The sequence below is a fragment of the Marinomonas sp. 15G6-16 genome (assembly GCF_055809555.1).
The window spans coordinates 180309-194962 of sequence record NZ_CM147916.1; the positions used below are offsets into that span (position 1 = coordinate 180309).

A 14654-nucleotide genomic window follows, 5' to 3' on the forward strand; every position below is an offset into this window, starting at 1 on the left:
ACAAAGCCAAGCATAATGCTTGGCTTTGTTTTTAAGCAATAAGAATGTTACATAGGATGCATCATATCACTTGCTTGCACGTCTTCTATCGCAGACTTGTTGGAGTCATTACGAACACCTTCTAGACCTGCCAAATAATCACTGTCTATATTACCAGCAATGTAAGTTGCATCGAATACAGAAGTATCAAACTCACGTACATCAGAGTGCTTTTCGTCAATACATGCATCAATCAAATCAGGTAAGTCTTGGAAAATTAACTTATCTGCGCCAATCAATTCACAAATCTGATCCACATCGCGATTGTGAGCGATTAACTCTTGTGCTGCCGGCATATCAATACCGTAAACATTTGGGTAACGAACTTCAGGAGCAGCCGAAGCAATGTAAACTTTTTTAGCACCTGCTTCACGAGCCATCTCGATAATTTCTTTACTGGTTGTACCGCGAACGATGGAGTCATCAACCAATAAAACTGTTTTGTCTTTAAACTCAAATGGCACTGGGTTTAATTTCTGACGTACCGATTTTTTACGAACTGCCTGACCAGGCATGATAAAGGTACGACCGATATAACGGTTCTTAACCAAACCTTCACGGAAAGGAATGTTTAGCGCTTGTGCGATTTGAAGAGCCGCTGTTCGGCTCGTATCGGGAATAGGAATAACCACATCAATATCATGATTCACCCACTCACGTTGGATTTTCGCAGCTAAACGATCTCCCATGTTAATACGTGCTTTGTAAACTGAAATTGAATCAATGACGGTATCAGGACGAGCAAAATAAACGTATTCAAACAAACAAGGACGCGCAGGTTTCTTCGGTGTGCACTGACGAACATGAACTTTATGGTTCACATCAAAGAAAATCGCCTCACCAGGTAAAACATCGCGCTCAATTTTGAAACCAGCAGCATCAAGAGCAACACTTTCAGATGCCACCATGTACTCAATGCCCGTATCAGTTTGTCGAGAACCATAAATCAACGGGCGAATGCCATCAGGGTCACGGAAAGCTAAAATACCATAGCCTGTGATCAAGGCAACTACCGCATAACCACCTTCAATACGATTGTAAACACGCTCTAAAGCATTAAAGATATCTTCTGGATTAGGAACTAACTTGCCTTCTTCATGAAGTTCATGAGCTAAAACGTTCACCAACACTTCGGAATCAGACGTGGTATTAATGTGACGTAAGTCAGATTCAAATACTTCACGCTTTAATTTCGCTGTGTTTGTTAAGTTGCCGTTATGTGCAAGAGAAATTCCGTAAGGAGAGTTAACGTAGAAAGGTTGTGCTTCTGCTGAACTAGATGTTCCTGCAGTCGGATAGCGAACATGTCCTATGCCGATATTACCTAGCAATTTTTTCATATGGCGAGTACGGAATACTTCACTCACAGGACCATTATCTTTACGCAAAAATAAACGGCCATTGTGACTGGTTACCATGCCCGCAGCATCTTGCCCACGATGCTGAAGAAGCGTTAACGCATCAAAAATTGACTGGTTAACTATGGACGTGCCAACGACACCAACGATACCACACATGTTATAGATCCTCGTGTTGGGGAATTACGGTAAACACCGTAAGAAATCTTAACTTATTTTATTGCCACTAAAGCAACTAACTACCAAGAACACGATCCATGAGAGTCGAATCCATAAGATCCGAACTCTTGCCTAACATTTCACGTGTCCATTCATTCAACTGTCCCAATTGAGGAATCAACTGCGACGATTTCCAAAATTCTGCTTGCTCTATCGCTGGGCTCAAACTGAGCAAAGACACAAAAGCGACAACAATTAAGCTGCCTCGAGCAAAACCAAATAGCATACCCAAAACTCTGTCTGTACTAGACAAGCCAGTCACCTGAATCAATGAACTGAGTAAAAAGCTTACCAATACACCAGAAATCAATGAAGCAATAAACAAAGAAACAAACGAGACGATATAGCGAATGCGGTCATCTTGTACTTGATCAACCAGTAAAACCTGCATTTGATCAGAGAATTTGATTGCCACTACGAAGGCAACAACCCAAGTTAAAAGAGATAAAACCTCCTTCACAAACCCTCTTTTTAAGCTAAGTAGAGTAGAAAGAACCACTACTGCAACAATTAGCCAATCCAGTGTCGACATCGAGTTTACCTGTTCCATGAATACCTCTAAAAATCGCTGCGGAGTTTAACAGAACAGCAATATATTCCAAATACTGAAAACTAAAAGCTTGTTTAATTCGTAGAAAATTTTACAACGATACCGGACAAGCTGAATTTGCTTTTGATCTCGTTTCTAATCTTTTCAGATGTTTCTCTTTTAAACTCTGGCCCGACAAATACCTTATACAAACTATTTGCCGTTGTGCTGTAAGCGTCATAATTTGCCTGTTTAAGCTTTTCAACCAAGCGAGTCGCGTTATCTTTACTCTTAAAACTGGCGATCTGCACAACCCAACGATCCGCGACCACTTTAGGTGCTGGCTTTTCTACAACAACCTTTTGTGCTGGCTTAGCCGTTGCTTTGGGCGCAGCCTGTTTTATTGGTTCATCAACATCTTTTGCTGTTTTCGGAACAGGAATAAGGCTAATTTCTTGAGGCTCTTTCTGATCTTCCGATGATTCAATCGGTAAGGTATCTACAGGTTGAACAGGGGCAATTTTTAACGCAGGAAACTCTGGCGGCTCACTTACTTGAACCTGAACATCTAACTCAGGTGGACGCTCACCGTCTAAAATAAGAGGCAAAATAATCGCAGCTGAAAGCACCATAATACTGGCACCAATAAGTCTGTAGGTTATGGTTCTATCAATCATAAATCACTCTCTTGATTGGCTAATAGCCAAATAATCTGAGACGGTTATAAAGGAGCCAAACACAATGACGGAGCGTTCTTCTAATTTTGCTTTAGCGATAGCTGAATCAAACGCCTCAGCAACCGAAGAAAAAGCTTTAACATGGGACTCAAGATTAGAAGCACTAACAATTACTTGATCAGCAAGTTCCTTACCTTTAGATCCTCTTGGGCCTTCTAAATCACAACAAAACCAACTCGAAAAGCTATTTGATAAATGCTTCACAACACTTGAGATGTCTTTGTCTTTTAGCATGCCACAAACAGCAATCGGAGGCTTAGGGAATTGTTTTATTCTCTGAGCAAGCTCAATGGCTGCTTCCGGATTATGAGCTACATCAATAAAGACATCTGGAATACTTGCTACTTTTTGAAAACGCCCTGTCAACTGCGCTGTTTTGAAAAGCGTAATAAGATCGTCTTGGGAAGGCTTCATTCCCATAAAGACTAATATAGCAAGAACGGTAGCGGCATTTTGTAAAGGAAGCGAAGGAATAGGTAAATCTGTATATTGCAAACTAGAACCATTCCATGACCAGCTTGATTCGCTGGCTAGGAAGTGAAAGTCCTGACCTTTTTGTCGTAAATCAGCACCAACTTGTAAGGCGGTTTTCGCAATGGATTTTGGCGGAGTTAGCACACCACTGATCAACAATTTGTCTTTTCTAGCTATCCCTGCTTTTTCTTGTGCAATAACCTCAAGGTCATTCCCCAACCAATCCGTATGATCCAAAGAAATAGACGTAATAACCGCCACATCTGTGTCTATCATATTGACGGAGTCCAACCTTCCACCTAACCCTACTTCAAGAACCCAGTAATCTAGCTCAGATTGATCGAACACCCATAAAGCGGCAAGAGTACTAAATTCAAAGTAAGTTAAAGGAATGTCCCCTCTTGCTGCCTCAATTACTTCAAACGCCTGACATATCAAGTCGTCTTCACAAGGCGTGTTGTTTAAAGCAATTCGTTCATTGAAGGCTATAAAATGAGGAGAGGTATAGGTTCCGACAGAATGTTTTTGGGAACACAAATACTGAGTTAACATGGCACAAGTTGAACCTTTGCCATTGGTACCAGCCACGGTAATGACTTTGCACTTTGGACGGGAGAGATTTAGGCGAGATAAAACCTCATTCCCTCTATCCAGACCTAACTCAATTTCAGAGGGATGCTGGCTTTCAATATATGAAAGCCAGCTTGATAATGACCTTTGAGTCATTTAATTAAGCAACCTTGTTCGTCAGTATCGATAGGATGTTATGTAAACGATCACGCATTTCTGAACGTTTAATAATCATATCCAATGCGCCCTTATCTAATAAGAACTCACTACGCTGGAAACCTTCAGGTAGTTTTTCACGAACAGTTTGCTCGATAACACGAGGACCTGCGAAACCAATCAAAGCATTTGGCTCGGCAACGTTCAAATCACCCAACATAGCCAAAGAAGCCGACACACCACCAAATACTGGATCTGTCATAACAGAGATATAAGGAATACCTTCTTGCTTCATGCGCTCTAAACCAGCACTGGTTTTCGCCATTTGCATCAAAGAAATCAATGCCTCTTGCATACGAGCACCACCACTTGCAGAGAAGCAAATTAGAGGGATTCGTTTTTCTAAACAAACATTCACAGCTTGAATGAAACGTTCGCCAACAATTGCCCCCATAGAGCCGCCTAAGAAATTAAATTCAAAAGCAACAGCCACAACTGGCATACCATTTAGTGCACCTTGCATGGCGATCAATGCATCTTTTTCGCCTGTTTTCTTTTGAGCATCAGCAAGACGATCTTTATAACGTTTTGAATCTTTGAACTTCAATTTATCTTCAGGCTCAAGATCGGCTGCGATTTCATAGCGGCCTTCTTTATCTAAGAAGATATCTAGACGACGTCGAGCACTAACACGAAGGTGATGCTCACACTTAGGACAAACGTCCAAGTTCTTCTCTAATTCTGGGCGGTACAATACGTTTTCGCATTTTGGGCATTTCTTCCATAAGCCTTCAGGAACAGAGCCTGATGTGCCGCGTTTCGATTCACTGCGCACAATGGAAGGTACAAACTTATCTAGCCAACTACTCATTTTTTTCTCCACATTACTTGTTTGCTGCCGCTTAAGCGTCCATTTCACTACGCATTGGTGCCAAAATAGCGCCTAAAGCGTCAGCTATATATTCTTTTTCTCTGTCTTTATTTTCCGCAATAGCATTTACTAAAACACTGCCAACAATGACGCCATCGGCGCACTTACTAACAGCAGCAGCGGTTTTAGCATCTCGAATTCCGAAACCAACACCAATCGGCAAATCAGTTACGGTGCGCAATGAATCAACATGATTTTTGACGCTATCGACATCTAATTCGGCGGAACCCGTTACACCTTTAACAGAAACGTAATACACATAACCTGATGCTAGATCACAAATTTTCTTAGCGCGTTCAGGTGTCGTTGTCGGTGATAACAAATAAATCAGATCAATTTCATTCTGCTGGAAGCATTCTACTACATCTGCCGCCTCTTCTGGAGTCAGATCGACTAATAAAATGCCATCAACACCAGCTTTATTTGCTGCGTCGGCAAATGCTTGATATCCAAAAAACTCGATTGGATTCAAATACCCCATCAATACAATTGGCGTGTCTTTATCTGTCTCACGAAAATCCGCAATGATCTGCAAAACTTTCTTAACACTTGTGCCAGCAGCTAAGCTACGCTCACACGCCAATTGGATAACTGGACCATCTGCCATTGGATCTGAAAACGGCATTCCGATTTCAATCACATCAGCACCAGAAGCCACTAAAGAATGCATCATTGAAACAGTATAACCCGGTGCTGGATCTCCCGCGGTAATATACGGAATGAGCGCCTTTTTACCAGACTTTTTTAAATTTTCAAAACATTGTTTTATGCGGCTCATACTTCTATCCCATCTAATTCTGCAACAGTAAGAATATCCTTATCACCACGACCAGAAAGGTTAATTACAACAATTTGATCTTTTTCCATTGTCGCAGCCAATTTCATACCGTAAGCAACAGCATGACTTGATTCCAAGGCCGGCATAATTCCTTCTAAGCGAGTTAAATCGCGGAACCCCTCCATTGCTTCATCGTCATTGATCGCCACATAATTTGCACGGCCGATATCTTTCAACCAAGCATGCTCAGGACCAACACCTGGGTAATCCAAGCCTGCAGAAATAGAGTGCGTGCCTATGATTTGACCATCATCGTCTGCCATCACATAAGTTCGATTACCATGCAATACACCTGGACGCCCTGCACTTAAAGGTGCAGCATGTCGACCAGTTTCAATTCCATCACCGCCGGCTTCAACACCGTACATCGCCACACTTTCATCTTCGATAAAAGGATGGAACATACCTATTGCATTTGAACCGCCGCCGACGCAAGCCACAACAGCATCTGGCAGTCGTCCTTCATGCGCAATACACTGAGCTTTTGTTTCACGCCCAATAACTGCCTGAAAGTCTCTAACTAATTTAGGATAAGGATGAGGGCCAGCCGCAGTACCAATAATATAGAAAGTGTCGTCTACATTGCCTACCCAATAACGCATGGCTTCGTTTAATGCATCTTTAAGTGTTTTTGTACCTGACTCAACAGACACCACTTCCGCACCAAGCAATTTCATTCGATAAACATTCAAAGACTGTCGGCGAACGTCTTCAGCCCCCATGAAAACCTTACACTTCAAACCTAAACGCGCAGCAACAGTTGCGGAAGCAACACCATGCTGACCAGCGCCAGTTTCGGCAATAATATTTGGCTTACCCATATGTTTGGCCAATAACGCCTGACCAATTGTGTTGTTTATTTTATGGGCGCCTGTGTGATTTAAATCTTCACGTTTTAGATAAATTTTTGCTCCGCCTGCTTTTTCAGTCAGACGTTCTGCAAAATACAGTGGTGATGGACGACCAACGTAGTGTGCTAAATCATAATCAAACGCAGCTTGAAATTCAGCGTCTTTAGATAAGCGATCGTACATTTTCGCAAGATCATCCAATGCAGACATAAGGGTTTCGGATACAAATACCCCACCATACGCACCAAAGCGACCATGAGAATCAGGTAAATCTAGATTAATATCTTTGCTATCCACATTTTGCTCCACTAATAAATTTTTGAACCTTGCTTTCGCTTTTGATGCCTTTAGATAACTCTACGCCACCACTTACATCAACAGCGTAAGGTGAAACTTGCTCTACTGCTTCGGCAATATTTTCCGGAGTTAAACCGCCAGCTAAGACTATTGGCTTCGATAGTTCTTCTGGAATTAAGCTCCAATCAAACTGCTCCCCTGTACCCCCCGGAACGCCTGGTTTATAGGCATCCAGCAATATAGCCATTGCCGTTGAGTACTGATCAACCAACGCGGCAATGTCATCACCTTCCTTTACTCGCAAAGCTTTCATATAAGGGCGATTATATGAAGCGCATTCTACCTCATTTTCGGAGCCATGAAACTGAATAACCCAGCGAGAGTTTTCACCCACAACAGAATCAATAATGGAGACATCTGCATCAACAAATAATGCAACAGGAGTAACAAATGGAGGTAACTGTGAAACTATGACGTTCGCCACATCAGGAGGAACATATCTTGGGCTCTTTTCATAAAATACAAAACCCAAAGCGTCAGCACCATGTCGACACGCCATTAACGCATCGTCTATGTTTGTAATACCACAAATCTTAACGCGGCAAGTCATAAGGAGGCTCTTCTATGTAAGGTAAAAAATGAGGACCTAAAGGGGCTGTCGGTACATTAAAGGATTCTGGGTATTGTGCATCAACAAAATAAAGCCCATCTGGTGGTGCCGTAATTCCTCCTTGACAACGATCCTTTGCTTCTAAAACATCTTTTGCCCAAGATACAGGTTTTTCTCCTGCACCAATCGTCATGAGCACACCAGCAAAATTTCTAATCATATGATGCAAGAAGGCATTAGCTCGAACATCTAAAACAATGTACTGCCCTAATTTCTGAACATTAAAGTTTAATACTGTTCTAATTGGCGTATTGGCCTGACATCCTACGGCACGAAAAGAAGTGAAATCATGAGTTCCCAAAAACACTTTAGCCGCTTCTTTCATCGCATCGGAATCAAGCTTTTTATAAGTCCAAGTCACGCCTTTTGCCAGAATCGCAGGACGAAGATCTGAGGAATAAATAACATATCGATAACGTCTGCTCACAGCACTAAAGCGAGCATGAAAATCATCTGAGACATTACGAGCAGCAACTACGGAGATATCGGATGGAAGGTAAGTATTAACCCCTAATGTCCATGCTCGCTCATTCCGCTCTACGTCTGTTTCAAAATGAACCACTTGAGCACTTGCATGAACACCAGAATCAGTACGGCCAGCACAAATCACCTTTACCGGATGATTTGTGATAACCGCCAATGCTTTTTCTAAATTCTCTTGAACACTTGGAATACCAAATTTTTGCGCCTGCCAGCCCTTGTAGGCTGAGCCATTATATTCAACAACGAGTACAACTTTTTTAGTCACTTGGGAACATTCGCTCCATCATATTTTGCGCTTCAGCAATTTGTTTTTCATTACCCGACTCAACAACATCTTCTAGGATGACGCGCGCGCCCTCTTCATCTCCCATATCCATATAAGCTCGAGCTAAATCCAATTTAGTTGCCACTTCATCACCACTGGCGTCAAAGAAGTCAAATTCCTCTTCATCATCACTGACTTCTTTATCTTCCGCCGCTTCAGCTTCACCAAAGGCAGGCACTTCAATTTCATCATCAGTTGATTGAGCTTCAGCAAGCGTTTCTTCAATAGAACTAGCAAGAGAATCGTTTGGAATACCACTAAAAATAGCGGACTCATCAACATCTGTTTGCTCAGAATCATCCAGCAGATTAGACACAAAAGACGCTTCTTCACTGCTTATGTCATCATCAGAATCAGTTAAAGCATCAATGTCTTCAGGTTCCATAGTAGGAATATCAGCAACAAACTCTTCTAAGTCACTTTCTTCATTCAGATCTATCGATGGCTCAGGTAAGTCATCAGTCTGTTCAAAAGAAGCGAACACATCTTCGTCAGTTTCTTCTTCCTCTGTAGCACTTTCTAATTCAGTCTCTGGGTCTTCTGAAAAATCTGTATCTTCATTGACAACTAGTTCAGGTTCATCAGCAGAAGAGAAGCCATCATCAAAAGAATCAAAGTGATCGATATCCTCATCTTCATCTGCCACATCAAAATCAAAAGCAAATGGATCTTCTTCTTGCACATCATCTTCTGAATCTGCTGTATCAACCACCTGATCTGCGATTACTGGTGCGGCTACAGCAGCGGAAGCCGTCGCTGTAGAAAGATCAAACTCGTCTTTTTTCGTAGCAGTAGACTCATCTACCACTTTTCCTGAGCGACGCATGATCAAGCCGATTAAAAATCCAAAGAGCAATAAAACCACTGCACCGATGGACACAATAATAGGATTGCCAAATATTTTATTAACTAAAGAATCCGCTTCCGCTTGCTCTTTTTCACGGCGGATCTGATCTGCTTCTAATAACTGATCAACTGTATTTTTCTGCTCTTGTAACGCCTGTTGAGCACTAGCGAATTGTTGCTGTAAATCGGCTAGCTGTTTATCTTTTAGAGTAATCAATCGCTCTAGGGTTGCCAGTTGTTCATTTAACTCACCTAACTGACTAGAAAGCTCACCCTTCTCTCGTTGCTCTTTATCTAACAACTCTTGAGAGGCTGAAAGTTCAGTCTGTAATGCATTGATTGTGGCATCGCTGGCTTCACCAGTATTTGAACTCGCCGTGCTCTCTGACAATAAACTTTGCCCTGAGGACAAGGTCAATTTATCTTCAGATGCTTCAGCTGCCGTCGCTGCCGCTTTGGCATTCGCTTGAGTATTAAGCTGAGCTTGCTCAACACTGCCTGTATTATTAGAGGCTTTTAAAGCCATCCAAGCATCATGTTGACGCTGAAACTCTTCTTGCGAAATGGTTCTGTTGAAGAGTGCTATTTGCTCCTGTGTTGGAAGTCTTAAAATAGCCCCTTCTTTTAAAAGGTTAATATTTTCTGAATAAAACGCATCTTTATTGAGGGCTTGAATCGCCATCATAGTTTGATAGATGGTTAATTGATTGGTAGGACGATTTTGATCAGCAATAGACCAAAGCGTGTTTCCTTTTGCAACGTCTAATTGTCTTGCTGGAGACAGTTTCTCTGCCTCAACTGTAGCGTCTCGAAAAACAGAGCCTGTTCCAGAAGCAGCTTCTGTGACGCTTGAGTCAGAAACTTGTGCTGCTTGAATCACTTCTTCTTGTGATTTTTCAACTAGAGCAGACTGATTGAGTGGTGTTTGATACTCTCTAACGACTTGGCCACTTGGCCAGCGTGCAGCCAAAATAAAGTGCAGCTCATCAGCTTCCAATGGCGTTACTGAAGAAACCTCAACAACAAGCTCTCCATTTTCACGAGCCACTTCAAAACTCAATTGAGATAGTACTCTGGTCGGAGAAAACCCTGCTTGACGGAACTCACTCTCACTACCCAAACGAATCAGAATATCGTCACTTGTTAAGGCGCCGACATCAGAAAGTTCAATTCGACCACGATAAGGTTCATCCAAATTTGATTGAGAGGTTAACTCACCCAACTCCAATGCGTAACTGTTAGAAACATACAAGGCTCCTGAAACAGCAATACTAATGAGGGTTTTTCTGAGCATAATCTTCCCTTTATTTACAAAATATGGACGCGAATATATTAACAAGTATCTTACACAGGTAAGCATTTATCAATAGCTTTAGAATCAATGGTTTGCACTATAGTAAGGTGAAGCACTAAAAAGTCATTTTTAATGGTTAAGAAGCCCATTAATAATTCAAAAAACGATCGCGATAGTAAAAGCCCTGAACAAAATCCGCACCTATCGATCGAGCAAAAAGCACATCTTCTTCACTCTCAATTCCTTCCAAGACTACCTTTTTCCCAGTCACATGAGCAAAATCTATTATCTTAGAAACAAACACCATGAAGTTAACATCTGCACGCTTTTGCAAAACATACCTATCTAGCTTAATCCATTCCACTAATTGCAACACAGAAACCGACAACATTGACTTAGGGTTACACAAATCATCTAACGCAGTTTTTATCTGTAACTTATCGAATACCTCAATCATGGATAGACTCATAATAGCGTCACTCATCTCTGAGTTTTCGATAAGTTCAACCACAACCCTCTCTCGCCCAGTTTGCTCGATCAATTTAATAAAAGGATTATCTTCTTCTTTTTGGCCTGAAGCATAAAATGCATCCTGATCAAGATTAACAAAAACTTTCTGCTGTTTTGATAAATGATCAAATTGAATTTTTTTCTGAGCAAGCTCAACTTGAAACAAGGATAACGGGCTGTCATGCAAAGAAGCATACACATAATCAGGACGAATAAACTTTCCATTAGAATCTTTAAACCGTGACAAAGCCTCGTAAGCAAAAGTATCTCCTGTTTTCAGCTCAACAATAGGCTGATACTCGACACCAAAGCGCTTAGCCTCTAACAGCTCCAATAAAATTTCTTGCGAAACATGCCCCATCAAAACAACCACCTAAAAAAGAATGAATCTCATTAAAGGTTGTAGATTACAAAAAACGCAACCAAATGACTATAATTTTCTTTTATTTCATACAGTTAATAAAAATAAAGCCAAATAAAAAAGCCCCGCTTACGCGAGGCTTTCTTAAGTAGCTCTGGGTTAGAGAGGGATCACATCATCCCGCCCATGCCACCCATACCGCCCATGCCACCCATATCAGGCATGCCAGCAGATTCTTCTTTCGGCAGTTCAGCAATCATTGCTTCAGTTGTGATCATTAGACCAGCAACAGATGCCGCGGCTTGAAGTGCAGAACGTGTCACTTTCGCTGGATCTAGGATACCCATTTCCAACATGTCGCCGTATTCGCCAGTCGCAGCGTTGTAACCATAGTTACCTTCGCCTTGCTTAACTTTATCGACAACAACAGAGGCTTCATCACCTGCGTTAGTTACGATTTGACGCATTGGCGCTTCCATCGCACGTAGAGCAAGAGCGATACCAACATTTTGATCTTCGTTATCACCTTGCAGGTCGATAACTTTTGTCAAAGCGCGAACAAGCGCAACACCACCACCCGCAACAACACCTTCTTCAACCGCTGCACGAGTAGCGTGAAGAGCGTCGTCTACACGAGCTTTTTTCTCTTTCATTGCCACTTCAGTTGCTGCACCAATCTTAATAACAGCAACACCGCCCGCTAATTTAGCAACGCGCTCTTGAAGTTTTTCTTTGTCGTATTCAGAAGAAGAGTTCGCAATTTCTGCACGAATTTGCTCAACACGACCTTTGATGTTTGACTCAACGCCAGCACCATCAACAATCGTTGTACTTTCTTTTGTCAAAGTAACACGCTTAGCCGTACCTAGTTGCTCAAGAGTAGTGCCTTCAAGCGTCATACCTACTTCTTCAGATACAACCGTCGCACCTGTTAGAATTGCGATATCTTCTAACATTGCTTTACGACGATCACCAAAGCCAGGCGCTTTAGCTGCTGCAACTTTAACGATTCCGCGCATGCTGTTAACAACCAAGGTTGCCAATGCTTCGCCCTCAACATCTTCAGCGATGATCAATAATGGGCGAGATGCTTTTGCAACACCTTCCAATACTGGTAGCAAATCACGGATGTTAGAGATTTTTTTGTCAACCAAAAGAATGAATGGGTTTTCTAATTCCGCACTCATAGTTTCTTGGTTATTAATGAAGTAAGGAGATAGGTAGCCGCGATCAAACTGCATACCTTCAACTACTGCAAGCTCATCATCGAAGCCTGAACCTTCTTCAACCGTAATAACACCTTCTTTACCAACACGCTCCATTGCTTCTGCAATGATCTTACCAACAGACGCATCAGAGTTAGCTGAAATAGTACCAACTTGCTCAACTGCTTTGGTATCTGCACAAGGTGTAGACAATGCTGCGATTTCTTTTACAACCGCTTCAGCTGCTTTATCGATACCGCGTTTAAGATCCATTGGGTTACGACCTGCAGCAACAGACTTAAGACCTTCCGTTACTAGCGCTTGAGCCAAAACAGTTGCTGTTGTTGTACCGTCACCTGCTACATCATTTGCTTGTGATGCAACTTCTTTAACCATTTGAGCGCCCATATTTTCGAACTTATTTTCTAGTTCGATTTCTTTCGCTACGGTTACGCCGTCTTTTGTCACAAGTGGTGAACCAAAAGATTTTTCAATAACAACGTTACGGCCTTTAGGCCCAAGAGTCACCTTAACGGCGTCTGCAAGAACGTTTACGCCTTTCAACATTTGTTGACGAGCGCTGTCTCCGAATTTAACTTCTTTAGCTGACATTCTGTAATACCTTTAAACTGTTTTAAATGTTACAAATCGAATATGAACTACAAAGAGAAACTAGGCTTCAACAATGCCGTAGATTTCTTCTTCTTTCATAATAAGTAGTTCTTCACCATTGATCTTCACTGTTTGACCAGAGTATTGACCAAACAACACAGTGTCACCAACGTTAACAGCAAGCGCTCTTACGTCACCGTTGGATTGAATACGACCAGTGCCTACAGCCAAAACCTCGCCTTGCGTAGGTTTTTCTGTTGCAGATCCAGGTAGAACGATACCAGATGCGGTTGTTGTCTCTTCTTCTTTACGGCGAACAACGACACGATCGTGCAAAGGACGAATATTCATCAATCATTTTCTCCAATTTAAAACAATACCAGGAATCCCCTGGCAGGACTTATCTCGCTTACAAGCGAGAATCTCTATCGAGCTTCTATATACGGTTAGTAATTTGGAATTCAACCCACCAAATTAAAATTATTTTTTATCTATTAAATCATTTTCTTCATTCACGTATTCACCCTCAATGATTTCGCCATTTTCTTCTGATGAATAAGCTTGGCCACCTCGCCACTGAGTGCTTTTCGCCATCATGGAACTAATGAATTTCACAATAAGTCCAGCAGCAAACAATTTTCTCAATGGAGGAACTAGCAACAAAGCACCCATAGCATCAGTAACAAATCCAGGAATTAATAAACACAAACCAGCAAAAATAAGCATCAAGCCTTCCGCGACTTCCGATGCAGGCAATTCGCCACGGCGCATTTTCTCTTGAGCTTTTAAGGAGGTTTCTAAACCCTGCTTACGGATCAGTGTCACACCTAAAATAGCAGTAAGGAATACCAAACCAATTGTTGCTAACGCCCCTATTTCACTGCCAACTTGAATTAACACAGTCATTTCAACGATAGGAACCAAAATAAATATTAATAGAGCAAATCTCATGAAAACCTTCTTTGTTTTATGCTTAAATCCAACAATTAACTTCTATCTATGGGCAAACCAGTGACTAATCAAGCAATGGAGCACTTTAAATCTCAAGTACTGCTTATTTTGAGTGAAATCCCCTCAGGAGAATACATCAGCTATGGTGAACTTGCTAAGCAAGCAGGGTTTCCTGGCTACGCAAGACAAGTTGGCAGATTAATGAAACTTTTACCTAAGGACACTAAGCTCCCTTGGTTTCGAGTGGTTAATTCACAAAGAAAAATCAGCTTCGCAGAGAACACTGACGCTTACTTGAGGCAGCGAACAAAACTTGAAGACGAAGGTTGGGTAATCGTTGGAAACAAGCTGATGATCAATGATTTGACCAACCACAAGTAAAAAGAGAGAGGATAAAA

Annotated in this window: 15 protein-coding genes; 1 reads left to right on the forward strand and 14 read right to left on the reverse strand. The window is 41.7% G+C overall.

The annotated features are described in order from the left end of the window. Positions 1–47: 47 nt before the first annotated feature. From purF to AC0L46_RS00980, 14 genes are all read right to left on the reverse strand, one after another. Positions 48–1556 carry an amidophosphoribosyltransferase gene (gene purF, locus AC0L46_RS00915; protein ID WP_414682393.1) on the reverse strand — a complete coding sequence of 503 codons (1509 nt, stop codon included), beginning with the start codon at positions 1554–1556 and terminating at the stop codon, positions 48–50. A gap of 76 nt (positions 1557–1632) precedes the next feature. Next, a complete protein-coding gene (locus AC0L46_RS00920; RefSeq protein ID WP_414682394.1) occupies positions 1633–2166 on the reverse strand; it encodes a CvpA family protein in 534 nt (177 codons plus the stop codon). A 74-nt stretch (positions 2167–2240) separates the two neighbouring features. Further along, a complete protein-coding gene (locus AC0L46_RS00925) occupies positions 2241–2822 on the reverse strand; it encodes an SPOR domain-containing protein (protein WP_473505078.1) in 582 nt (193 codons plus the stop codon). A gap of 3 nt (positions 2823–2825) precedes the next feature. Then, complete coding sequence (gene folC, locus AC0L46_RS00930) at positions 2826–4082, reverse strand: bifunctional tetrahydrofolate synthase/dihydrofolate synthase (RefSeq protein ID WP_473505080.1); 1257 nt, start codon at positions 4080–4082, stop codon at positions 2826–2828. 4 nt (positions 4083–4086) lie between these two features. Continuing rightward, on the reverse strand, positions 4087–4953 hold the full coding sequence (accD, locus tag AC0L46_RS00935; protein ID WP_473505082.1) for an acetyl-CoA carboxylase, carboxyltransferase subunit beta: 867 nt from the start codon (positions 4951–4953) through the stop codon (positions 4087–4089). A gap of 31 nt (positions 4954–4984) precedes the next feature. Continuing rightward, the gene (gene trpA, locus AC0L46_RS00940; RefSeq protein WP_473505084.1) at positions 4985–5791 is read right to left on the reverse strand and encodes a tryptophan synthase subunit alpha; all 807 of its coding nucleotides are present in this window, start codon (positions 5789–5791) and stop codon (positions 4985–4987) included. Further along, positions 5788–6999 carry a tryptophan synthase subunit beta gene (trpB, locus tag AC0L46_RS00945; protein ID WP_473505086.1) on the reverse strand — a complete coding sequence of 404 codons (1212 nt, stop codon included), beginning with the start codon at positions 6997–6999 and terminating at the stop codon, positions 5788–5790. The genes trpA and trpB overlap by 4 nt, the downstream gene beginning before the upstream one ends. Next, positions 6992–7609: a phosphoribosylanthranilate isomerase gene (locus AC0L46_RS00950; RefSeq protein ID WP_473505088.1), complete on the reverse strand. Its 618-nt coding sequence runs from the start codon at positions 7607–7609 to the stop codon at positions 6992–6994. The genes trpB and AC0L46_RS00950 overlap by 8 nt, the downstream gene beginning before the upstream one ends. Beyond that, a complete protein-coding gene (gene truA / locus AC0L46_RS00955) occupies positions 7593–8417 on the reverse strand; it encodes a tRNA pseudouridine(38-40) synthase TruA (RefSeq protein WP_473505090.1) in 825 nt (274 codons plus the stop codon). Before truA ends, AC0L46_RS00950 begins: the two co-directional genes overlap by 17 nt. Next, positions 8410–10617, reverse strand: a complete 2208-nt coding sequence (locus AC0L46_RS00960) for a motility hub landmark protein FimV (protein ID WP_473505092.1) — start codon at positions 10615–10617, stop codon at positions 8410–8412. The genes truA and AC0L46_RS00960 overlap by 8 nt, the downstream gene beginning before the upstream one ends. Before the next feature lie 148 nt (positions 10618–10765). After that, complete coding sequence (locus AC0L46_RS00965; protein ID WP_473505094.1) at positions 10766–11500, reverse strand: EAL domain-containing protein; 735 nt, start codon at positions 11498–11500, stop codon at positions 10766–10768. A 158-nt stretch (positions 11501–11658) separates the two neighbouring features. Beyond that, positions 11659–13305: a chaperonin GroEL gene (gene groL, locus AC0L46_RS00970; RefSeq protein ID WP_414682404.1), complete on the reverse strand. Its 1647-nt coding sequence runs from the start codon at positions 13303–13305 to the stop codon at positions 11659–11661. A 60-nt stretch (positions 13306–13365) separates the two neighbouring features. Then, complete coding sequence (locus tag AC0L46_RS00975) at positions 13366–13656, reverse strand: co-chaperone GroES (RefSeq protein WP_317005984.1); 291 nt, start codon at positions 13654–13656, stop codon at positions 13366–13368. Positions 13657–13785: 129 nt separating this feature from the next. After that, a complete protein-coding gene (locus tag AC0L46_RS00980; protein ID WP_317003875.1) occupies positions 13786–14256 on the reverse strand; it encodes an FxsA family protein in 471 nt (156 codons plus the stop codon). Positions 14257–14316: 60 nt separating this feature from the next. Between AC0L46_RS00980 and AC0L46_RS00985 the strand changes: the two genes are divergently transcribed. Then, complete coding sequence (locus tag AC0L46_RS00985) at positions 14317–14637, forward strand: MGMT family protein (protein WP_473505097.1); 321 nt, start codon at positions 14317–14319, stop codon at positions 14635–14637. The last annotated feature ends 17 nt before the right edge of the window (positions 14638–14654 follow it).